Annotated in this window: 20 protein-coding genes; 15 read left to right on the top strand and 5 right to left on the bottom strand. The window is 72.5% G+C overall.

The window, feature by feature from the left end; genetic code table 11:
* Window positions 1–22: 22 nt before the first annotated feature.
* Window positions 23–1,030: a zinc-binding dehydrogenase gene (locus CRP51_RS22650; protein WP_097233161.1), complete on the bottom strand. Its 1,008-nt coding sequence runs from the start codon at window positions 1,028–1,030 to the stop codon at window positions 23–25.
* Window positions 1,031–1,170: 140 nt separating this feature from the next.
* Between CRP51_RS22650 and CRP51_RS22645 the strand changes: the two genes are divergently transcribed.
* Complete coding sequence (locus CRP51_RS22645; protein WP_097233160.1) at window positions 1,171–1,902, top strand: pentapeptide repeat-containing protein; 732 nt, start codon at window positions 1,171–1,173, stop codon at window positions 1,900–1,902.
* An 80-nt stretch (window positions 1,903–1,982) separates the two neighbouring features.
* Here CRP51_RS22645 and CRP51_RS22640 read toward each other — a convergent pair whose 3' ends face one another.
* A complete protein-coding gene (locus tag CRP51_RS22640; protein WP_097233159.1) occupies window positions 1,983–2,858 on the bottom strand; it encodes a phosphatase PAP2 family protein in 876 nt (291 codons plus the stop codon).
* A 256-nt stretch (window positions 2,859–3,114) separates the two neighbouring features.
* On the opposite strand from CRP51_RS22640, the gene CRP51_RS22635 reads away from it, so the two are divergent.
* Window positions 3,115–4,068 (top strand): SDR family NAD(P)-dependent oxidoreductase, encoded by a 954-nt coding sequence (locus CRP51_RS22635; protein ID WP_097233158.1) that lies wholly within the window; start codon window positions 3,115–3,117, stop codon window positions 4,066–4,068.
* Window positions 4,069–4,123: 55 nt separating this feature from the next.
* Here CRP51_RS22635 and CRP51_RS22630 read toward each other — a convergent pair whose 3' ends face one another.
* The gene (locus CRP51_RS22630) at window positions 4,124–4,498 is read right to left on the bottom strand and encodes a hypothetical protein (protein WP_097233157.1); all 375 of its coding nucleotides are present in this window, start codon (window positions 4,496–4,498) and stop codon (window positions 4,124–4,126) included.
* Window positions 4,499–4,594: 96 nt separating this feature from the next.
* Here CRP51_RS22630 and CRP51_RS22625 point away from each other — a divergent pair, with 96 nt between their 5' ends.
* Together CRP51_RS22625 and CRP51_RS22620 are read left to right on the top strand one after the other, a co-directional pair.
* Window positions 4,595–5,296 (top strand): demethylmenaquinone methyltransferase, encoded by a 702-nt coding sequence (locus CRP51_RS22625; RefSeq protein WP_097233156.1) that lies wholly within the window; start codon window positions 4,595–4,597, stop codon window positions 5,294–5,296.
* Between the two features lie 142 nt (window positions 5,297–5,438).
* Window positions 5,439–6,734, top strand: a complete 1,296-nt coding sequence (locus CRP51_RS22620; RefSeq protein ID WP_245880749.1) for a geranylgeranyl reductase family protein — start codon at window positions 5,439–5,441, stop codon at window positions 6,732–6,734.
* A gap of 84 nt (window positions 6,735–6,818) precedes the next feature.
* Here CRP51_RS22620 and CRP51_RS22615 read toward each other — a convergent pair whose 3' ends face one another.
* Together CRP51_RS22615 and CRP51_RS22610 are read right to left on the bottom strand one after the other, a co-directional pair.
* Complete coding sequence (locus tag CRP51_RS22615) at window positions 6,819–7,655, bottom strand: C40 family peptidase (RefSeq protein WP_097233154.1); 837 nt, start codon at window positions 7,653–7,655, stop codon at window positions 6,819–6,821.
* Between the two features lie 273 nt (window positions 7,656–7,928).
* On the bottom strand, window positions 7,929–8,714 hold the full coding sequence (locus CRP51_RS22610; protein WP_097233153.1) for a sulfite exporter TauE/SafE family protein: 786 nt from the start codon (window positions 8,712–8,714) through the stop codon (window positions 7,929–7,931).
* Between the two features lie 896 nt (window positions 8,715–9,610).
* Between CRP51_RS22610 and CRP51_RS22605 the strand changes: the two genes are divergently transcribed.
* Genes CRP51_RS22605 through nuoK form a run of 11 tightly spaced genes read left to right on the top strand, consistent with a single transcriptional unit; the run spans window position 9,611 to window position 20,612 of the window.
* Window positions 9,611–9,970, top strand: a complete 360-nt coding sequence (locus CRP51_RS22605; protein WP_097233152.1) for an NADH-quinone oxidoreductase subunit A — start codon at window positions 9,611–9,613, stop codon at window positions 9,968–9,970.
* A gap of 53 nt (window positions 9,971–10,023) precedes the next feature.
* Window positions 10,024–10,578 carry a NuoB/complex I 20 kDa subunit family protein gene (locus CRP51_RS22600; RefSeq protein ID WP_097233151.1) on the top strand — a complete coding sequence of 185 codons (555 nt, stop codon included), beginning with the start codon at window positions 10,024–10,026 and terminating at the stop codon, window positions 10,576–10,578.
* On the top strand, window positions 10,575–11,303 hold the full coding sequence (locus tag CRP51_RS22595) for an NADH-quinone oxidoreductase subunit C (protein WP_097233150.1): 729 nt from the start codon (window positions 10,575–10,577) through the stop codon (window positions 11,301–11,303). The genes CRP51_RS22600 and CRP51_RS22595 overlap by 4 nt, the downstream gene beginning before the upstream one ends.
* A complete protein-coding gene (locus tag CRP51_RS22590; protein ID WP_439333208.1) occupies window positions 11,300–12,634 on the top strand; it encodes an NADH-quinone oxidoreductase subunit D in 1,335 nt (444 codons plus the stop codon). Before CRP51_RS22595 ends, CRP51_RS22590 begins: the two co-directional genes overlap by 4 nt.
* Window positions 12,631–13,479 (top strand): NADH-quinone oxidoreductase subunit NuoE, encoded by an 849-nt coding sequence (gene nuoE / locus CRP51_RS22585; protein WP_097233148.1) that lies wholly within the window; start codon window positions 12,631–12,633, stop codon window positions 13,477–13,479. The genes CRP51_RS22590 and nuoE overlap by 4 nt, the downstream gene beginning before the upstream one ends.
* The gene (nuoF, locus tag CRP51_RS22580) at window positions 13,479–14,837 is read left to right on the top strand and encodes an NADH-quinone oxidoreductase subunit NuoF (protein WP_097233147.1); all 1,359 of its coding nucleotides are present in this window, start codon (window positions 13,479–13,481) and stop codon (window positions 14,835–14,837) included. Before nuoE ends, nuoF begins: the two co-directional genes overlap by 1 nt.
* Entirely contained in the window at window positions 14,834–17,359 is a 2,526-nt protein-coding gene (locus CRP51_RS22575; RefSeq protein ID WP_097233146.1) for an NADH-quinone oxidoreductase subunit G, read from the top strand. Before nuoF ends, CRP51_RS22575 begins: the two co-directional genes overlap by 4 nt.
* Window positions 17,359–18,735 (top strand): NADH-quinone oxidoreductase subunit NuoH, encoded by a 1,377-nt coding sequence (gene nuoH / locus CRP51_RS22570; protein ID WP_097233145.1) that lies wholly within the window; start codon window positions 17,359–17,361, stop codon window positions 18,733–18,735. Before CRP51_RS22575 ends, nuoH begins: the two co-directional genes overlap by 1 nt.
* On the top strand, window positions 18,728–19,375 hold the full coding sequence (nuoI, locus tag CRP51_RS22565) for an NADH-quinone oxidoreductase subunit NuoI (protein WP_097233144.1): 648 nt from the start codon (window positions 18,728–18,730) through the stop codon (window positions 19,373–19,375). Before nuoH ends, nuoI begins: the two co-directional genes overlap by 8 nt.
* On the top strand, window positions 19,372–20,316 hold the full coding sequence (locus tag CRP51_RS22560; RefSeq protein WP_097233143.1) for an NADH-quinone oxidoreductase subunit J: 945 nt from the start codon (window positions 19,372–19,374) through the stop codon (window positions 20,314–20,316). The genes nuoI and CRP51_RS22560 overlap by 4 nt, the downstream gene beginning before the upstream one ends.
* On the top strand, window positions 20,313–20,612 hold the full coding sequence (nuoK, locus tag CRP51_RS22555) for an NADH-quinone oxidoreductase subunit NuoK (RefSeq protein WP_097233142.1): 300 nt from the start codon (window positions 20,313–20,315) through the stop codon (window positions 20,610–20,612). The genes CRP51_RS22560 and nuoK overlap by 4 nt, the downstream gene beginning before the upstream one ends.
* Window positions 20,613–20,616 lie beyond the last annotated feature (4 nt).

The following is a 20,616-nucleotide window of genomic DNA, read 5'->3' as shown; positions in this document are numbered from 1 at the left end:
CCCCCGGCCCGGGGGCGCGGGTTCAGGGGAGGAGGACCACCTTGCCCGTGGTGGCCCTGCCCTCCAGGGCGCGGTGCGCGGCGGCCGCCTCGGCCAGCGGGAACCGCCGGGTCAACGGCGCGAGGACGCCGTCCGCCAGCAGCGTGAGCGCCTCCTCCTCCAGCACCCGCAGGTTCTCCGCGCCGCCGATCCGCTCGAAGAGCGCGGGGCCGAGCGCGACCCGCGAGGTGATGCCCAGCGCGGAACGCTCCTCCGGGGACGCGGTGGTCGGCTCGGCGCCGTCCAGGCCCGACGAGGCCGTGCCGTAGGCGACATGGCCGCCGCCCCTGCCGAGCAGCCCGAGGGCCGCGCGGGCCCGGTCCCCGCCCACGCCCTCGAAGAGATGCCGCACCGGTCGCTCGCCGAAGGCGGAACGAACGACATCGGTCCACTCCGGTCGGTCGTAGTCGACCGCGAGGTCCGCGCCCAGCGCCCGCACGGTCGCGACCTTCTCCGGTCCGCCGGCCGCCCCGATCACCGTGGCCCCGCGATGCCGCGCGTACTGCGTCAGCAGCGAACCGATCCCGCCGGCCGCCGCCAGCACCAGCACGGTGTCGCCCGGTTCGACCGCGGCGAACCGCAGCAGCCCCATCGTCATCCGGCCGGTGCCCAGGACGGCGACGGCGTCGGTCTCCGGCACCCCCTCGGGCAGCCGGTGCGCCCTGGCGGCGTCCGTGACGGCGAGTTCCGCGTAGCCGCCGGGCGCCATGCCGAGGTGGGCGGAGACCCGCTGGCCGACCCAGGAGGTGTCGACGCCCTCGCCCACCGCGTCGACGGTGCCGGCGACCTCGCGGCCCGGGACGGTGGGCAGTGCGACCCGCGGCCAGACGCCGCCGGGCTCGACGCCCCGGCGCAGCGCCGCGTCGACCAGGTGCACCCCGGCGGCGGCGACGGCTATCCGCAGCTGCCCGGGGCCGGGGGCGGGGTCCTCGACGGTCTCGTAGGTCAGGTTCTCGGGGGGACCGAAGGCGTGCAGGCGGATGGCGCGCATGGGCTTCCTCGTGGCGTTCGGGGTTCGTGCGGAGACGGCCCCAGCCTGCTTCTTCAAGTCGACTTGAGGTCAACACCCTCCGGGCCGCCGCCGGACCGGCCCGACCCGCGACTGTCAGTGGCGCCCGGCAGGATGGCGGCATGGTGAGCGGAACGGGCAGCGGAACGGGCAGGGGTCAGAACGGGAAGCGCGCGACCGGGAGCGGCGGGGCGGTGCCGGAGCCCCGGCGGCCGCGGCTCGCGCTGCCCCGGGAGCCGGAGGTGTTCGACGCGTCGGAGAGCCTCGCGGCCGAGGAGGACTACGACGGGTTCGAGTTCGTCTCCAGCGACCTGAGCGGGGCCCTCGCGCCCGGGGCGACGTTTCTCGACTGCGCGCTGCGGGGCTGTGTGCTGGACCGGGCGGTGCTGCGGGGCGCGCGGCTGCTGGACAGCCTGCTGACCGAGGTGCGGGGCGTCGGGGTCGAGCTGCTCGACGCGGAGCTGCGGGACGTGGAGATCAGCGACGCCCGGCTGGGCGGGGTGCAGTGCGGCGGCGCCAGGCTCACCCGGGTGCTGGTGCGCGGCGGCAAGATCGACTATCTGAACCTGCGGCAGTCCCGGCTGGTCGACGTCACCTTCGAGGGCTGCGTGCTGGTCGAGCCCGACTTCGGCGGCGCCACCCTGGAGCGGGTCTCCTTCGACGACTGCGAGCTGCGTTCCCCGGACCTCACGGGCGCCACGCTGCGGGACGTGGACCTGCGCGGCCTCTCCTCGTTCGAGCCGGGGCGCGGCATCGACCGGCTGGCGGGCGCGGTGATCAGCCCGGGGCAGCTGGTGGAGCTGGCGCCGCTGCTGGCCGCCCGGTTGGGGGTGCGGGTGCTGCCGACGGCGTAGGACGACCGAGGGCGGGAGAGGGCGGTCGCGGGTACCGCACCCGGGCGGTACCCGCGGGAAGTCGACGGCGGTGTCGGCCGTCAGTGCCCGCCGGGGCGCGGCCGTTCGCCGAGCGTGAGGGTCTGCTCGTCGTGCGCGGCGACCCGGTCGTCGGCCGGTCCGGGGGTGTGGGGGACGGCGGGGCCGGGAGCCGGCTCCGGTCGGACGGCGTGGCGTCCCGACCCGGCGCGGCCGGTCGTCGCCCGCTCGGGCCCCAGCCACCTGCGGAAGACCACGGAGGTCGGCCGGACGAGGGCCGGGCCGAGCAGCAGCAGCGTCGCGGCGGCGACCGCGGTGCCCAGCGTGGCGCCGGCCACCACGTCGTGCGGGTAGTGCACCCCGACGGCGACGCGCAGCAGCGCGCCGAGCGCGGCGAGCGGCAGCGCCACGGCGGCCAGTCGCGGCAGCAGGATCGCCAGCCCGACGCCGAGGGAGACGGCCAGCGTCGAGTGGTTGCTCGGGAAGGACCAGTCGCCCGCCGGCGGGCACTCGGCCAGCGCCAGGGCGTCGGGGACCGCGCGGCACGGCCGCTCCTCCTCGATCACGACCTTCAGCGCCTCGCTGATCCCGTAGGCCGCCAGCATTCCCACGCCCACGGCCATCGCCCCGGCGACGCGGCCGGCGTCGCCCGCGCGCAGACCGGCGAACCAGATCCACACCAGTACGAGGCCGAGCACGATCAACGTGCCCTCGGTGGCGATCTCCAGCGCGTGCCCGAACCACGAGGGGGTGCCGTCGACCCACTCCGTGATCGACCGGTAGACGTCGACCGAGGTGCCGTCGACCACCCACACCGGCCCGTCCTCGCCGATGCCTCCGGGCCACAGCCAGAGCAGGACCGCCGCGCCCGCGAGGAGCGACGCCACCGCCACCACCAGTCGGCGGCCGGGTCCGCCGAATTCAGGATCTGTTTCCATGGCAGCAGAACGTAAGCCATGTGGGCGTCATGCTCCCATGCGGGCGGGCGGCGAGCGGTCCCGGACTTCGACCTGGTGGGTGCTGACTGGCCCTCGGATGTCCGAATTCGTCCGCGCGGCGGGGGTGTTGACGGCCCGTAGGTGTGAGAACTCTCACCGTATCCGGCCGCAGGTCGACGCGGCCTCCCGGCGCCCTTCTCACCAACCGTGATCCGCCGTTGACTTGGAGTGCGCTCGCACTCCTACCGTGTGCGCCATGACTGCGACGACGACACCACAGCGGAAGATCGACTCGGGTTTCGGCGCCCGCACCACCGCCGCGGAGGTGCTGCGCGGGATCGACCTCACGGGCACCCTGGCGCTGGTCACCGGCGGCTACTCCGGACTCGGGCTGGAGACCACCCGCGCGCTGGTCGGCGCCGGCGCCCGTGTCCTGGTGGCCGGGCGGCGGCCGGAGGAAGCGCGGCGGGTGCTCGGCGGGCTGGACCGCGTCGAGATCGCCGAGCTGGACCTCGCCGACCTGGACAGCGTGGCCCGCTTCGCCGACACCTTCCTGGCCTCGGGCCGCGCGCTGCCCCTGGTCATCAACAACGCGGGGATCATGGCCGCCCCCGAGACCCGCGTCGGGCCGGGCTGGGAGGCCCAGTTCGCCACCAACCACCTGGGGCACTTCGCCCTGGTCAACCGGATCTGGCCGGCCATCGCGCGGGCCGGGGGCGCCCGCGTGGTCTCCGTCTCCTCGGTGGGGCACCACCACTCGCCGATCCGTTGGCACGACCCCCACTTCGCCGAGGGCTACGACAAGTGGAAGGCGTACGGCCAGGCCAAGACCGCCAACGTGCTCTTCGCCGGGTGGCTGGACCGGCTGGGCCGCGCGTCGGGGGTGCGGGCGTTCTCGCTGCATCCCGGGGGCATCCTCACGCCGCTGCAACGGCACATGGAACTGGCGGAGATGGTGGAGTACGGCTGGGTGGACGCCGAGGGGAACGCGCTGAACCCGGACTTCAAGTCGCCCGAGCAGGGCGCCGCCACGCAGGTGTGGGCGGCGACCTCGCCGGCGCTCGACGGGCTGGGCGGCGCCTACTGCGAGGACTGCGACATCGCGGACGCCGAACAGGTGCGGGAGTACGCGCTGGACCCGGAGCAGGCGGAGCGGCTGTGGTCGCTCTCGGCCGAGCTGACGGGGGTGAACGCGTTCGCCGCCCGCTGACCGGGCGCCGGGGCTTCGGGCCGGGCCGCCGGCCCGAAGCCGGGGCCGGGACGGGTCAGCCGGCGAGCACGGGGCCGACCAGCGGCAGCCCGCCGAGCAACTGGCGGGTGCTGGCGCCCTCGCTGAGCTGGTCGGTCAGCAGGCCGGTGGAGACGGGCTGGAAGTCGGCGACCTGGGTGCCCACGGTGTTGCTCAGCGGGTCGGTGCCGGTCTCGGCCAGCGGGTAGAGCCGGAGGTCCAGGACCGGGTCGACCGCGCTCTGGAGGGAGCCGCCGGTGACCTCGGCCGTGGTGCCGAGGGCGTTGGCCGGGTCGCTGGGCAGCACCTCGGCGGAGGCGGTGCCGGCGCCGACGGCGAGCACGGCGCCCGTCGCGGTGGCGGTGAGGGAGGCCAGGCGCAGCGTTCGGGCCGCGCGGGGAAACTGAGTCATGCACGCACCGTAGTTGGCCGGTGGCGGAAGTCTCGCCCCGCTGCCCGGGGATGTCCCCCGAACGAGTAAGCCGGGCGCCCCGGGGACAATGGCCGGGTGACACGTGCCTCGCTGGAGAAGCAACCGAAGGACGTCGCCGCCATGTTCGACGCGGTGGCGGCCCGTTACGACCTCACCAACGACGTCCTCGCGATGGGACAGAACCGCCGCTGGCGCGGCGCGGTGGTGCGGGCGGTCGATCCGCGCCCGGGGGAGTGCGTCCTGGACCTGGCCGCCGGCACCGGCACCTCGTCCGAGCCGTTCGCGGCGGCGGGCGCGTTCACCGTGCCGTGTGACTTCAGCCAGGGCATGTTGACGACGGGCAAGCGCCGTCAGCCGTGGCTGCCGTTCACCGCGGGGGACGCGACCCGACTGCCGTTCGCCGACGCCTCGTTCGACGCGGTGACGATCTCCTTCGGGCTGCGGAACGTCAGCGACCCGGACGCCGCGCTGCGCGAGCTGCTGCGGGTGACCAGGCCCGGCGGGCGGCTGGTGGTCTGCGAGTTCAGCCATCCGACGTGGGCGCCGTTCCGCACGGTCTACACGGAGTACCTGATGCGGGCGCTGCCCGCCGTCGCCTCCCGGGTCTCCAGCAGCCCGGACGCCTACGTCTATCTCGCGGAGTCGATCCGCGCCTGGCCCGACCAGCCGGCGCTGGCCGAGCGGGTGCGGGCGGCCGGCTGGGAACGGCCGGCCTGGCGCGATCTGACGGGCGGCGTGGTCGCGTTGCACCGGGGGTTCAAACCGGGCGGTGAGTGAGCCCGCGCGCGCCGCGGGCGGAGGGGGGATCGCGGAGATGGCGTGCGAAGCCGGGGAAAGCCCCCCGGGTCGCCCTCGACCGCGCCCGCCCGGCGAATAGACTCCGACCAGTCTGCCTCTACCGCCGATGGGAGAGCCGAACGTGGCTGAGACCGCCGAGAAGACCCCCTCAGAACACAGCGCCGATGTGATTGTCGTGGGGGCCGGGCCGGCTGGCTCGGCAACCGCGTTCCACCTCGCCCAGGCCGGACTCGACGTGCTGCTGCTGGAGAAGACCGCCTTCCCCCGGGAGAAGGTCTGCGGCGACGGGCTCACCCCGCGCGCCACCAAGCAGCTGATCTCGATGGGTATCGACGTCTCCGAGGAGGCGGGCTGGCTGCGGAACAAGGGCCTGCGCATCATCAGCGGCGGGCAGCGCATCCAGCTGGACTGGCCCGAGTTGGCGGCCTACCCGGACTACGGGCTGGTGCGCAAGCGCGACGACTTCGACGAGCAGCTGGCCAACGCCGCCGAGAAGGCCGGTGCCAGGCTCTACCAGCGCGCCAACGTCTCGGGCCCGATCCGCGACGAGCGCACCGGTCGGATCGTGGGCGTCGAGGCGAAGTTGGGCGCCGAGAAGCGCCAGGTCAGCTTCCGCGCCCCCGTGGTGGTGGCCGCCGACGGGAACTCCTCCCGGCTCTCGCTGGCGATGGACCGCCACCGGGACGACCGCCGCCCGATGGGCGTCGCGGTGCGGACGTACTTCACCAGCCCCCGCCACGACGACGACTACCTGGAGTCCTGGCTGGAGCTGTGGGACCGGCGCGGCGGCAAGGAGCGGCTGCTGCCCGGGTACGGCTGGGTCTTCGGCATGGGCGACGGCACCTCCAACGTCGGCCTCGGCGTGCTCAACAGCTCGCCGGCCTTCCGCGACCTGGACTGGCGCGAGGTGCTGCGCGCCTGGTGCGCGGGGATGCCGGAGGACTGGCAGTTCACCCCCGAGCACATGACAGGCCCGATCCGGGGCGCGGCGCTGCCGATGGCGTTCAACCGCAAGCCGCACTACGGGCGCGGCCTGATGCTGGTGGGCGACGCCGGCGGGCTCGTGAACCCGTTCAACGGCGAGGGCATCGCCTACGCCATGGAGTCCGGCCACATCGCCGCCGAGGTGATCAGCCAGGCGCTGGCCCGCGCGACCCCGCACCAGCGGGAGTTGGCGCTGCTCGGCTACCCGAAGGTGCTGCGGGAGACCTACGGCGGCTACTACACGCTGGGCCGCGCCTTCGTGAAGATCATCGGCAACCCCCGGGTGATGAAGATCGCCGCGGAGCGCGGGCTGAGCCACCCGATGCTGATGCGTTTCCTGCTGAAGCTGCTGGCCAACCTGACGGACCCGCAGGGGGGCGACGCGACCGACCGCGTCATCAACGGCCTGACCAAGCTCACGCCCCGCGCCTGAACGCACGGCGGGGTCGCGCGCGACGGCCCGGCAGGACCCCTCGGGTGTCCTGCCGGGCCGTCGCGCGTTCCGCCGTGGCCGGCGTCAGAGGACGCGCACGGCGCCGGCGGGGGAGTCGTAGCCGAGGTCTCGCTCCACGACGCCCGTCGACGGGTTCTGGGCGCCGATGAACGTGCCGTTACCGGTGTAGACGGCCACGTGGTAGGCGCTGCCCGCGCTCGACCCCCACCAGAGGATGTCGCCCGGCTGGAGGGCGTCGAGGGAGACGGGGGTGCCGGCGGTCGCCTGGGCGCCGGAGACGCGCGGCAACGAGACGCCGGCGTTCTGGAAAGCGGCCTGCATCAGGCCCGAGCAGTCCCAGCTGTCGGGGCCGGTGCCGCCCATGACGTAGCTGTCGCCTATCTGGGCGCGGACGAAGTCCAGTACGGCCCCGGCGCCGCCCGAGGGCGCGGGCGCGGAGAGCGTGCCGACCTCCGCCTCGGCCGCCGGTTCGGCGGACGCGGCCTCCTCGGCCGCCGCTGCCGCCTCCTCGGCTCGGGCGCGTTCCGCGGCCTCGCGCGCCGCGGCCTCGGCCGCCGCGCGCTCCTCCGCCTCCTCGCGCTGCTCGGCGGCGGCGCGTTGGGCGGCGACGATGGCGCGCTCCTGCGCCGAGTCGACGGCGCGGCGCTGCGCGGTGTGGGTGGCCAGGTCCTCGGTCGCCTGCGCGGCGAGGGTGCTGCTGCCGGCCAGGGACGAACGGACGACGGGGAGTTCGCCGCTGGACTCGGCGGGTCGCTCGTTCGCGGAGGCGGGGGTGGCGGCGCCGGTCACCGCGACGGTGCCGACCACGCCGGTGAGGACGCCGCCGCGAATCAGGCGCAGGCCGCTGATGCGGGAGGGCCGGGGCTTGCGGTGCCGACCTCGGTAACGGATTGGGGACATGTCCCAACGGGTATCAGTCGGCGGCCTTTTCCCTCAATCACTGTTGTTTCGGCCACACTCGGCGTGTACGCGTCGAGTTGGGAGGGCATATGCCCGAAGTGTCGGTTCGCCGGGAAGTTGATCTTTCCGGCCAATTGGCCGCGCTGTCCTGCTGATTGTCGGTTTTTCGAAGAACCGTCACCCGGCTAGCACGGGCGCGCGCCCGGATCAATGTTGCCCACTCGTTACCGATTCGCGCTGTGGTGGAGCTCACGCTCGTGGTACGCGAGGGTGTCAGCTCCACCACTGGTCGTAGGCGAGCCGCGCCACCAACGCCGTGACGACGACCAGCAGTACGCCCCGGACGAAGCCGCTGCCCCGGCGCAGCGCCATGTGGGCGCCGGCCCAGGCGCCCGCCATGTTGAACAGGGCCATGGCGGGGGCGAGTTGCCACAGCACGCTGCCGTTTCCCGCGAAGACCGCCAGCGCGCCGAGGTTCGTTCCGACGTTCACGACCTTCGCGGTGGCCGTCGCGCGCAGCATCGACATGCCCAGCAGCCCGACCAGCGCGATCACCAGGAAGGTGCCGGTGCCGGGGCCGATCAGCCCGTCGTAGAAGGCGATGACCACGCCGACCACCAGCAGCGCGACCGCCCTTCTCGCGCGCGTGGGCGCGGGCGCAGCCCCCTCCTCCCCGAGCCCGAAGCGCGGTCGGAGGACGACGAAGCCGGCCACGCCCAACAGCACCACCATGATCAGCGGTTGCAGCGCCTCCTTGCTGACCGCCGAGGCGAAGAGCGCGCCGCCCGCCGCGGAGAGCGTCGCGAGCCCGGCGAGCCGCCAGGCCAACGACCGGTCGAGCGGGGCTTTTCTGGCGTAGGTGACGGCGGCGAGGGAGGTTCCGGTGACGGCGACGGCCTTGTTGGTGCCGAGTGCGTGGGTGGGGGAGCTGTCCGGGAGGCCGAGCAGCAACGCGGGGAGCAGCAGCAGTCCGCCACCCCCGACGACCGCGTCCACCCAGCCGGCGAGCGCGGCGACCACGCACAGCGCGACGGCCGTGGTGAGGGTTATGTCTGACACGTGGGATCACCCTATGTCTGCCGACGGAATGTCTGCCGACGGCGGGGCGGACGACGGCGGGGCGGACGACGGCGGGGCGGGGTGGTTGCGGTGGGTCGTCGTCCTCGCCCCGGTGGGTGGTTGCTCGCGCAGTTCCCCGCGCCCCTGGATGGGGCTGGCGTGGTGGGTCGGGTGCGGGTTCACCTGTGGTCGGTGACGGCCTGCCTGGGGGCGAGGGCGACTGCTCACGTGCGTGGCTTGGGTGGGTTGTCGGCGTGAGCCCGGTGGGTGGTTGCTCGCGCAGTTCCCCGCGCCCCTGGATGGGGCTGGCGTGGTGGGTCGGGTGCGGGTTCACCTGTGGTCGGTGACGGCCTGCCTGGGGGCGAGGGCGACTGCTCACGTGCGTGGCTTGGGTGGGTTGTCGGCGTGAGCCCGGTGGTGGGTTGCTCGCGCGGTTCCCCGCGCCCCTGGATGGGGCTGGCGTGGTGGGTCTGCATGGGTGGCGGGGCGAGGGCGACTGCGGTGCCGCGCCGGCCCGGTGGGGCGTCGTCCTCGGCCCGGTGGATGGGTGGCCGGCCCGGTGACCAGCCACTTAGCACCGCGTCGCCCCCTTCGCGAATTTGCTTGGCCGCTACACCAAGTGATAGGCGACCGCCCTCGGCACCGCCCTCCACGTCGTCGGATACCCCGAACAATCAGCACATGGTCGCTGTGCGACGACGTTGAGTGAAACGTCCGCCCGTGGGGCTCGTTGACGGAAATGGGCGGGTGGGAGAGATCACAAACTTCATGGGTGACCCCGTGTCGAAGGTCACAGGGGTCCGGGCATAGGATGCTCCACAGCCTTGTGAACTGACTCACATAGCGATGATCTTCGTGGTAGCGCAGTCGCCGACGACTGGAAGGAGCGAGGTGGCGTGAACGCCTATGTGCCGATCCTCGTACTTGGGGCCCTAGCAGCGGGATTCGCCGTCTTCTCCGTGGTCACCGCCGCGCTGGTCGGCCCCCGGCGGTACAACCGCGCCAAGTTGGCCGCGTACGAGTGCGGCATCGAGCCCACCCCGCAGCCGGCCGGTGGCGGCCGTTTCCCCGTCAAGTACTACCTGACGGCGATGCTGTTCATCATCTTCGACATCGAGATCGTCTTCCTCTATCCGTGGGCCGTGCACTTCGACGCCCTGGGGATGTTCGGCCTCGTCCAGATGCTGATCTTCGTCGGCCTGATCGGCGTCGCCTACGCCTACGACTGGCGACGGGGAGGACTGGAGTGGGACTGAGCACCCCCCGACGACGACCACGACGCGAGCGACGCGAGGAAGGGCACTGAGACATGGGCCTCGAAGAGAAGATCCCGAGCGGGTTCCTGCTCAGCACGGTGGAGCAGATGGCCGGCCTGGCCAGGAAGTCCTCCATCTTTCCCGCCACGTTCGGGCTGGCCTGCTGCGCCATCGAGATGATGACCACCGGCGCCGGCCGCTACGACCTGGCGCGCTTCGGCATGGAGGTCTTCCGCGGCTCGCCCCGCCAGGCCGACCTGATGATCGTCGCCGGCCGCGTCAGCCAGAAGATGGCACCGGTGCTCCGCCAGGTCTACGACCAGATGGCCAACCCGAAGTGGGTCATCTCGATGGGGGTCTGCGCCTCCTCCGGCGGGATGTTCAACAACTACGCCATCGTCCAGGGCGTCGACCACGTCGTCCCCGTGGACATCTACCTCCCCGGCTGCCCGCCGCGCCCCGAGATGCTGATGGACGCGATCATCAAGCTGCACGCGAAGATCCGCGAGGAGAAGCTCGGCGTCAACCGCGAGGAGGCCGCGCGCGAGGCCGAGGAGGCCGCGCTCAACGCCCTGCCCACCATCGAGATGAAGGGCCTGCTGCGGTGAGCGACGACGGCCACGTGAACGAGAACACGAGCACAAACGGCCTCCCCGCCACCCAGGGCGACAGCGGCGAGCCCATCGCCCGCCGCCGCGGCATGTTCGGCGCCAACAACGGCGGCGACACCAGCGGTTACGGCGGCCTCGACCGCACCGTCCGGATGCCGGGCGCCAGCCAGCGCCCCTACGGCGGCTACTTCGACGAGGTGGCCGACGAGCTGGAGGGCGCGCTGGAGGAGCAGGGCGTCGACCCGGCCGAGGCCATCGAGCGCACCGTGGTCGACCGGGACGAGGTCACGTTCCACATCGCCCGCGAGCACCTGCCGGTGGTCTGCCGCACCCTCCGCGACGACCCGGCGCTGCGCTTCGAGATGTGCACCGGCGTGAGCGCCGTGCACAACCCGAGCGACGCGGGCCGCGAGCTGCACGCGGTCTACCACCTGCGGTCGCTGACCCACGGGAGGCTGATCCGGCTGGAGGTCAGCGTGCCCGACAGCGACCCCCATCTGCCGTCGGTCGTGGAGACCTACCCGACCAACGACTGGCACGAGCGCGAGGCCTACGACTTCTTCGGGCTCATCTTCGACGGACACCCCGCGCTCACCCGGATCATGATGCCCGACGACTGGCAGGGCTTCCCGCAGCGCAAGGACTACCCGCTCGGCGGCATCCCCGTCGAGTACAAGGGCGCCCAGATCCCGGCACCCGACCAGCGGAGGTCGTACAGCTGATGACCACACACGCCACCCGGCCCGCCGAGGCCAGGGAGACCACGGAAGGCCCGGTCTACACCGTCACCGGCGGCGACTGGGACGAGTTCGCCGCCGCGGTCGAGTCCGCCGACGACGAGCGCATCGTCGTCAACATGGGCCCCCAACACCCCTCCACGCACGGGGTGCTGCGGCTGATCCTGGAGATCGACGGCGAGACGGTCACCGAGGCGCGAGCCGGCATCGGCTACCTGCACACCGGGATCGAGAAGAACCTGGAGTACCGCACCTGGTCCCAGGGCCCGACGTTCGTCACGCGCATGGACTACCTGACGCCGTTCTTCAACGAGGCGGCGTACTGCCTGGGCGTGGAGAAGCTGCTCGGCATCACCGACGAGGTGCCGGACCGGGCCAGCGTCATCCGGGTGCTCCTGATGGAGCTCAACCGCCTCTCCTCGCACTTCGTCGCCATCGCCACCGGCGGCATGGAGCTGGGCGCCACCACGGTGATGATCTTCGGCTTCCGCGACCGCGAGTACTGTCTTGACGTCTTCGAGCTGATCACCGGTCTGCGGATGAACCACGCGTTCATCCGGCCCGGCGGACTCGCCCAGGACCTGCCGCCCGGCGCGATCGACGCGCTGCGCGAGTTCGTGAAGACCATGCGCAAGAACCTCCCGGAGTACGACAAGCTCTGCTCGGGCAACCCGGTCTTCAAGGCCAGGCTGGAGGACGTCGGCTATCTCGACCTCGCCGGCGCCCTGGCGCTCGGCGCCACCGGGCCGATCCTGCGCTCCGCCGGGCTCCCGCACGACCTGCGCAAGTCGGACCCGTACTGCGGCTACGAGACCTACGACTTCGAGGTGCCGACCACCGACACCTGCGACTCCTACGGCCGGTTCCTGCTGCGCCTGGAGGAGATGCGCCAGTCGCTGCGGATCATCGAGCAGTGCATCGAGCGGCTGGAGCCGGGCCCCGTCATGGTCGGCGACAAGAAGATCGCCTGGCCCGCCCAACTGGCCGTCGGCCCCGACGGCATGGGCAACTCGCTCGACCACATCAGGAACATCATGGGCACCTCCATGGAGGCCCTGATCCACCACTTCAAGCTCGTCACCGAGGGCTTCCGGGTCCCGGCCGGGCAGGTGTACACGGCGGTCGAGTCCGCCAAGGGCGAGCTGGGCGTGCACATGGTCAGCGACGGCGGCACCCGCCCGTACCGCGTGCACTTCCGCGACCCGTCCTTCACCAACCTCCAGTCCATGGCGGCGATGTGCGAGGGCGGCATGGTCGCCGACGTCATCGTCGCGGTGGCGTCCATCGACCCCGTGATGGGAGGCGTTGACCGATGACCGCCACCGCTGAGGGCCACGGGGTATCCCTGGGGATGCCCCAACTCCCCGCGCCGCCCTACCCGGACGACGTCCGGGCCCGGCTGGAGGCCGACGCCGCCGAGGTCGTCGCCCGCTACCCGGACAGCCGCTCCGCGCTGCTGCCGCTGCTGCACCTGGTGCAGTCGGAGGAGGGCTACGTCACCGCGACCGGTATGCGGTTCTGCGCCGACGTGCTCGGGCTGACCACCGCCGAGGTCACGGCCGTCGCCACGTTCTACTCGATGTACCGGCGCCGCCCCTCCGGCGACTACCAGGTCGGCGTCTGCACCAACACGCTCTGCGCCGTGCTCGGCGGCGACGCCATCTTCGAGGCGCTCCAGGAGCACCTCGGCGTCGGCAACGGCGAGACCACCGAGGACGGCAAGGTCACGCTGGAGCACATCGAGTGCAACGCGGCCTGCGACTTCGCGCCCGTGCTGATGGTCAACTGGGAGTTCTTCGACAACCAGACCGTCGAGTCCGCCAAGCGCCTCGTCGACCAGCTGCGCGCCGGCGAGGAGGTCGCCCCCACCCGGGGCGCCCCGCTCTGCGACTTCAAGCGGACCGCCCGCGTCCTCGCCGGCTTCCCCGACGAGCGGCCGGGCGCGGTCGCCGCCGGCGGCAGCGCCGGCGAGCCCTCGCTCGCCGGCCTCCGGCTGGCCAAGGGCGAGGAGGGCGCGCGCGTGGTCGTCGCCCCCCGGGACCCGGACGTGCCGGACTCCGAGGAGCCGGCCCGGCACCCGAGCTCCCATGACGCCCCCCAGCAGACTTCGGCCTCGGACCCGGAAAACCCCGCCGGGCCCACCGCCGAGGAGGGTGAGTGATGACCGTGACCACCGACGACGTCAAGCAGAAGACCCCGCAGGAGCTGCTGGCCCCGGTGCTCTCCGCGTTCTGGGACGAGCCCGAGTCCTGGACCCTCGACGTCTACCGCCGCCACGGCGGCTACCGCGGCCTGGCCAAGGCGCTGGAGATGGCCCCCGACGACGTCATCGCCTACGTCAAGGAGTCAGGCCTCCGCGGCCGGGGCGGCGCCGGCTTCCCCACCGGGATGAAGTGGCAGTTCATCCCGCAGGGTGACGGCAAGCCGCACTACCTGGTCGTCAACGCGGACGAGTCGGAGCCCGGGACCTGCAAGGACATCCCGCTGCTCTACGCCAACCCGCACTCCCTCATCGAGGGCATCATCATCGCCTGCCACGCGATCCGCTCGAACCACGCCTTCATCTATCTGCGCGGCGAGGTCGTGCCCGTGCTGCGGCGGCTGCACGCGGCCGTCGCCGAGGCACACGCCGCCGGCTACCTGGGCAAGGGCGCCCTCGGCGACGGCGGCGACCTGGAGATCACCGTGCACGCCGGCGCCGGCGCCTACATCTGCGGCGAGGAGACCGCGCTGCTGGACTCCCTGGAGGGACGACGCGGCCAGCCCAGGCTGCGCCCGCCCTTCCCCGCCGTGGCCGGGCTCTACGCCTGCCCCACCGTGGTGAACAACGTCGAGTCCATCGCGTCGGTTCCCGCCATCATGGCCGAGGGCAAGGACTGGTTCCGCTCGATGGGCAGCGAGAAGTCCCCCGGCTTCACGCTGTACTCCCTCTCCGGACACGTCGCCAGGCCCGGCCAGTACGAGGCGCCGCTCGGCATCACCCTGCGCGAACTGCTCGACCTCAGCGGCGGGATGCGCCCCGGCCACCGGCTGAAGTTCTGGACGCCGGGCGGCTCCTCGACGCCGCTGCTGACCGACGAGCACCTCGACGTCCCGCTGGACTACGAGGGCGTCGGCGCCGCCGGCTCGATGCTCGGCACCAAGGCGCTCCAGTGCTTCGACGAGACCACCTGCGTGGTCCGCGCCGTCACCCGCTGGACCGAGTTCTACGCCCACGAGTCCTGCGGCAAGTGCACCCCCTGCCGCGAGGGCACCTACTGGCTGGTCCAGCTGATGCGCGACATCGAGGCCGGCAAGGCCCTGCTCAGCGACCTCGACAAGATCGCCGACATCGCGGACAACATCAACGGCAAGTCGTTCTGCGCCCTCGGCGACGGTGCGGCGAGCCCGATCTTCTCCTCGCTCAAGTACTTCCGCGCCGAGTACGAGCAGCACATCACCGAGCGCGGCTGCCCCTTCGACCCCGCCAAGTCCACCGCCTGGTCGGACAGCGCAACCCACCAGGAGGTGAACGCATGACGGTCACCACCGACGCCAAGAACGGTGGTGGGCAGGCCAAGCCGCCCCAGACCGATCTGGTCACCCTGACCATCGACGGCATCGAGATCTCCGTGCCCAAGGGCACCCTGGTGATCCGGGCCGCCGAGCAACTCGGCATCGAGATCCCCCGGTTCTGCGACCACCCGCTGCTCGACCCGGCGGGCGCCTGCCGGCAGTGCATCGTCGAGGTCGAGGGCCAGCGCAAGCCGATGGCCTCGTGCACCATCACCTGCACCGAGGGCATGGTCGTCCGCACCCAGCTCACCTCGGGGACGGCCGAGAAGGCCCAGCGCGGCGTCATGGAGCTGCTGCTGATCAACCACCCGCTGGACTGCCCGGTCTGCGACAAGGGCGGCGAGTGCCCCCTCCAGAACCAGGCGATGTCCACCGGCGACGCCGAGACCCGCTTCGAGGGCGTCAAGCGCACCTTCCCCAAGCCGGTGCCGATCTCCGCCCAGGTGCTGCTCGACCGCGAGCGCTGCGTGCTCTGCGCGCGCTGCACCCGCTTCTCGAACCAGGTCGCCGGCGACCCGATGATCGAGCTGCTGGAACGCGGCGCGCTCCAGCAGGTCGGCACCGGGGAGGGCGACCCGCTGGAGTCCTACTTCTCCGGCAACACCATCCAGATCTGCCCGGTCGGCGCCCTCACCTCGGCCGCCTACCGCTTCCGCGCCCGCCCGTTCGACCTGGTCTCCTCACCCAGCGTCTGCGAGCACTGCGCCGGCGGCTGCGCCACCCGCACCGACCACCGCCGCGGCAAGGTCATGCGGCGGCTCGCCGCCGACGACCCGCAGGTCAACGAGGAGTGGATGTGCGACAAGGGCCGCTTCGCGTTCCGCTACGCGCAGCGCCCCGACCGGCTCACCACCCCGCTGGTGCGGAACGCCGAGACCGGTGAACTCACCCCCGCCAGCTGGCCGGAGGCGCTCCGCGCCGCCGCCGAGGGGCTGACCGGCGCCCGCGGCCGGGCCGCGGTGCTGACCGGCGGCCGGCTGACGGTCGAGGACGCCTACGCCTACGCCAAGTTCGCCCGGGTCGCCCTCGGCACCAACGACATCGACTTCCGCGCCCGCGTGCACAGCGCCGAGGAGGCCGCGTTCCTGGCCAGCCACGTCGCCGGCCACGGCGTCGACCTCGACGGCGCCGGCACCGACTACGCCGCGCTGGAGGCCGCGCCGGCCGTGCTGCTGGTCGGCTTCGAGTCCGAGGAGGAGGCGCCCGGTGTCTTCCTGCGGCTGCGCAAGGCGAACCGCAAGCACGGTCAGCGGATCTTCTCCGTCGCCAGCCACATCACCCGCGGCCTGGCCAAGACCAACGGCACGCTGCTGCCCGCCGCGCCCGGCACCGAGCCCGACTGGCTGGACGCGCTGGCCGGTTCCGACCCGGCGCTCGGCGCCGAGGGCCGGGGAGCCGCCGAGGCGCTGCGCGAGTCCGGCGCGCTGATCGTCGTCGGCGAGCGGCTGGCCGGCGTCTCCGGCGGCTTCACCGCCGCCGTCGCCGCCGCGGCCGCCACCGGCGCCCGGCTGGTGTGGATCCCGCGCCGCGCCGGCGAGCGCGGCGCCATCGAGGCGGGCGCGCTGCCCGGCCTGCTGCCAGGCGGCAGGCCCGAGTCGGACGCCGACGCCAGGGCCGAGATCGCCGCCGCCTGGGGCCTGCGGGCGCTGCCCGAGGCCGGCGGCCGTGACACCGACGGCATCGTGCGCGCCGCGCGGGACGGCGAGTTGGCCGCCCTGGTGGTGGGAGGCGTCGAGGTCGCCGACCTGCCGGACCCGGCCGGGGCCCGTGCCGCGCTGGACGCGGTCGCCGCCGACGGCTTCCTGCTCAGCCTGGAGCAGCGCCCCTCCGAGGTCACCGACCGCGCCCACGTGGTGCTGCCGGTCTCCGCGGTCGTGGAGAAGGAGGGCACCTTCCTCAACTGGGAGGGCCGCGCCCGGCCGTTCGACGCCGCGATCAAGCCGGACCAGATGACCAGGCGCCAGACCGTTCCCGACGCCCGCGCGCTCCAGATGCTGGCCGACGCGCTCGACGCGCACCTGGGCCTGCCCGACCTGCCCACGCTGCGCGCCGAGTTGGACGGCCTGGGCGAGTGGCGCGGCGCGCTGCCCCTCGGGCCCACCGCGACGCCGGCCGAGCTGCCGAGGCCGGAGGCCGGCGAGGCCGTGCTGGCCGGCCACCGGCTGCTGCTCGACCAGGGCGTGATGCAGCACGGCGACGACGCGCTCAAGGCCACCCGGCACGCCGCCGAGGCCAGGCTCTCCCCGGCCACCGCCGAGGAGACCGGCGTCGCGACCGGCGACCACCTCACCGTCACCGGCCCCGCCGGCACCGTGACCTTGCCGCTGCGGGTCACCGACGAGCTGCCCGACCGCGTGGTCTGGCTGCCGCTCAACTCCGTTGGCAACGGCGCCTACCAGGACCTGGGGGCCCGCCCCGGCGAGCTGGTCCGGGTCGCCGCCCAGACCGCGGCCGCTTCCCCGGCCACCGAGGAGGTGAACGCGTGATGCCCGCAGGCACCCTGGCCCAGGGCCTGGCCGAGGAGTCGGACCTGTCGATGTTCGGCCAGGACCCGTTCTGGCTGATCCTGATCAAGGCCGTCTTCTGCTTCGCGTTCCTGCTGGGCACGGTGCTCATCAGCATCGTGATGGAGCGCAAGGTGCTCGGCTGGATGCAGCTGCGCATCGGCCCCAACCGCGCCGGCCCCTGGGGGATGCTCCAGTCGCTGGCCGACGGCGTGAAGCTGATGCTGAAGGAGGACATCATCGTCAAGGGCGCCGACAAGGTGCTCTACGTCCTCGCGCCGATGCTCGCCACCATCCCGGCGCTGATGGCCATCGCGGTGATCCCCTTCGGCCCGGCCGACGACCCGGTGAGCATCTTCGGCACCCAGACGGTGCTCCAGCTCACCGACCTCCCGGTCGCCCTGCTCTACGTGCTGGCCACGGCGGCCATCGCGGTCTACGGCACCGTGCTCGCCGGCTGGTCGTCGAACTCGACCTACCCGCTGCTCGGCGGCGTGCGGGCGACGGCGCAGATCATCTCCTACGAGGTCGCCATGGGCCTCAGCTTCGCCGCCGTCTTCCTCTACTCCGGCTCCATGTCCACCTCGGGCATCGTCGCCGCGCAGGAGGACCGCTGGTTCATGGTGCTGCTGCCGGTGTCGTTCCTGATCTACATGATCGCGATGGTCGGCGAGGCGCACCGCCCGCCGTTCGACATGCCGGAGTCCGAGGGCGACCTGGTCGGCGGGTACCTCACCGAGTACTCGTCCATCAAGTTCGCCTTCTTCATGATGTCCGAGTACATCCACACGGTCACCGTCTCCGCCCTGATGGTCACCCTCTTCCTCGGCGGCTGGCGGGCACCCGCGCCGCTGAGCTTCTGGGAGGGCGCCAACTCCGGTTGGTGGCCGATGCTCTGGTTCACGCTCAAGCTCGTCGCGGTGATCTTCTTCTTCATCTGGATCCGCGCCTCGCTGCCGCGCGTGCGCTACGACCAGTTCATGGTGCTCGGCTGGAAGGTCCTCATCCCCATCGCGCTGGTCTGGCTGATGCTGGTCGCCACCGTGCGCGCGATGCAGAACGAGGACTACGACTTCCAGGACATCGTGCTGTGGGTCGCCGGCGGCGTGCTGACGCTGCTGCTGGTCTCGCTGGTCATCGACTTCCTGCGGGACCGCTCCGAACGGCGCGGCGACGCCGGGAAGGCCGCCGAGGCCGAGGAGCCGTTCGACCCGATGGCCGGCGGCTACCCCGTGCCACCGCTGCCGGGCCAGACCCTGCCACCGGTGCCCCGCCGCCCCTCGCGCGCGGAGCGCGGTGAGACCGCCGAGGAGAAGGCGGCCATCACGACCGAAGGAAAGGAGGGCGACGATGCCTGAGTTCCACAACCCGGTGGCCGGCTTCGGCGTGACGTTTAAGTCGATGTTCAAGAAGCGGCTGACGGAGCAGTACCCGGAGGAGAAGAAGCCGACCGCGCCCCGTTTCCACGGCCGCCACCAGCTCAACCGCCACCCGGACGGGCTGGAGAAGTGCATCGGCTGCGAGCTGTGCGCCTGGGCCTGTCCCGCCGACGCGATCTACGTGGAGGGCGCGGACAACACCGAGGAGGAGCGCTACTCCCCGGGCGAGCGCTACGGCCGCGTCTACCAGATCAACTACCTGCGCTGCATCCTGTGCGGGCTGTGTGTGGAGGCCTGCCCCACGCGCGCGTTGACCATGACCAACGAGTACGAGCTGGCCGACCGCACCCGCGCCTCCCTGATCTACACCAAGGAGGAGCTGCTGGCCGGCCTCACGGACGGCATGGTCGAGGCCCCGCACGCGATGTACCCGGGCACGGACGAGCAGTCCTACTACCGGGGCGAGGTCACGGAGGCCGCGCAGGGCACCGTCCGCCAGGTCGCCTACTCCAAGGGCGAGACGCCCGAGGACGACCGCGAGGCGGACGACGCGCTGGCGGCGGCCTCCCGGCTGACCGACCCGGCCGCCGGCGAGGGCCCCTCGGAGGTGCGGGCATGAGCACCCTCGCCTCCCTGGCCGCCGAGACCTCCACCTCCTCCGGAGAGGCGGCGCAGTTCTGGGTCCTGGGCCCGATCGCGCTGCTCGGCGGCCTCGGCACCGTGCTGATGAGGCGCGCGGTCTACTCCGCGCTCTGCCTCGCCGGCACGATGGTCATCCTGGCGCTGTTCTATCTGGCCAACGGCGCCTACTTCCTCGGCATGGTGCAGATCGTCGTCTACACCGGCGCCGTGATGATGCTCTTCCTCTTCGTGCTGATGCTCGTCGGCGTCTCGTCGACGGACTCGCTCAAGGAGACGCTCAAGGGACAGCGCTGGCTCGCCGCCGGCTGCGCGCTCGGACTCGGGCTGCTGCTGGTCGCCGGCATCGGGCAGGCCTCGACCGGCTCGTTCACCGGGCTGGCGCAGGCCAACTCCGAGGGCAACGTGCAGGGCCTGGCCTCGCTGCTGTTCACCCGCTACGTGGTGGCCTTCGAGGTCACCGGCGTGCTGCTGACCATCGCCGCCGTGGGCGCCACCCTGATGACCCACCGGGAGCGGCTGGAGCGCGCCAAGTCGCAGCGCGAGCAGGCCGAGGCCCGCGTCCGCGAGAACAAGCACGTGCCGCCGCTGCCGGCGCCCGGCGTCTACGCCCGCCACAACGCGGTCGACCTGCCGGGCCTGCTGCCCGACGGCACCCCGTCCGAGCTGACCGTCAACCCGACGCTCCGCGCGCGCGGCCAGGTGCGCGAGGTGCACCAGGAGGCGCTCGCCGCCGTCCGCGCGCTGGAGCAGCGCACCAACCGTCACCACGGCCGCGCCGAGGCCCCGGGCGAGCCAGGCGGCAACGGCGGCGCCCACGGTGCGAACGGTGCGAACGGCGTCAACGGCAAGGGCGTCGGGGCGGGTTCCGCCGCCGACGACGAGGGCGCGGTCACGGACGCCGAGGAGGCCAGGAAGTGAGCCCCGAGAACTACCTCTATCTTTCGGCCCTGCTCTTCACCCTGGGCGCCGCCGGTGTGCTGCTCCGGCGGAACGCGATCGTGGTGTTCATGTGCGTGGAGCTGATGCTCAACGCGGCCAACCTGGCGCTGGTCACCTTCTCCCGGATGCACGGCAACCTCGACGGCCAGATCCTCGCCTTCTTCGTGATGGTGGTCGCGGCGGCCGAGGTCGTCGTCGGGCTGGCGATCATCGTCACGGTCTACCGCTCCCGTCACTCGGCCTCGGTTGACGACGCCAGTCTGATGAAGCTGTAAGGGG

This window comes from Streptomyces zhaozhouensis, assembly GCF_900230195.1.
Classification (GTDB): Bacteria; Actinomycetota; Actinomycetes; order Streptomycetales; family Streptomycetaceae; genus Streptomyces; species Streptomyces zhaozhouensis.
Note: the sequence above shows the minus strand (reverse complement) of the source record. Positions and strands in the feature narration are given on the sequence as shown.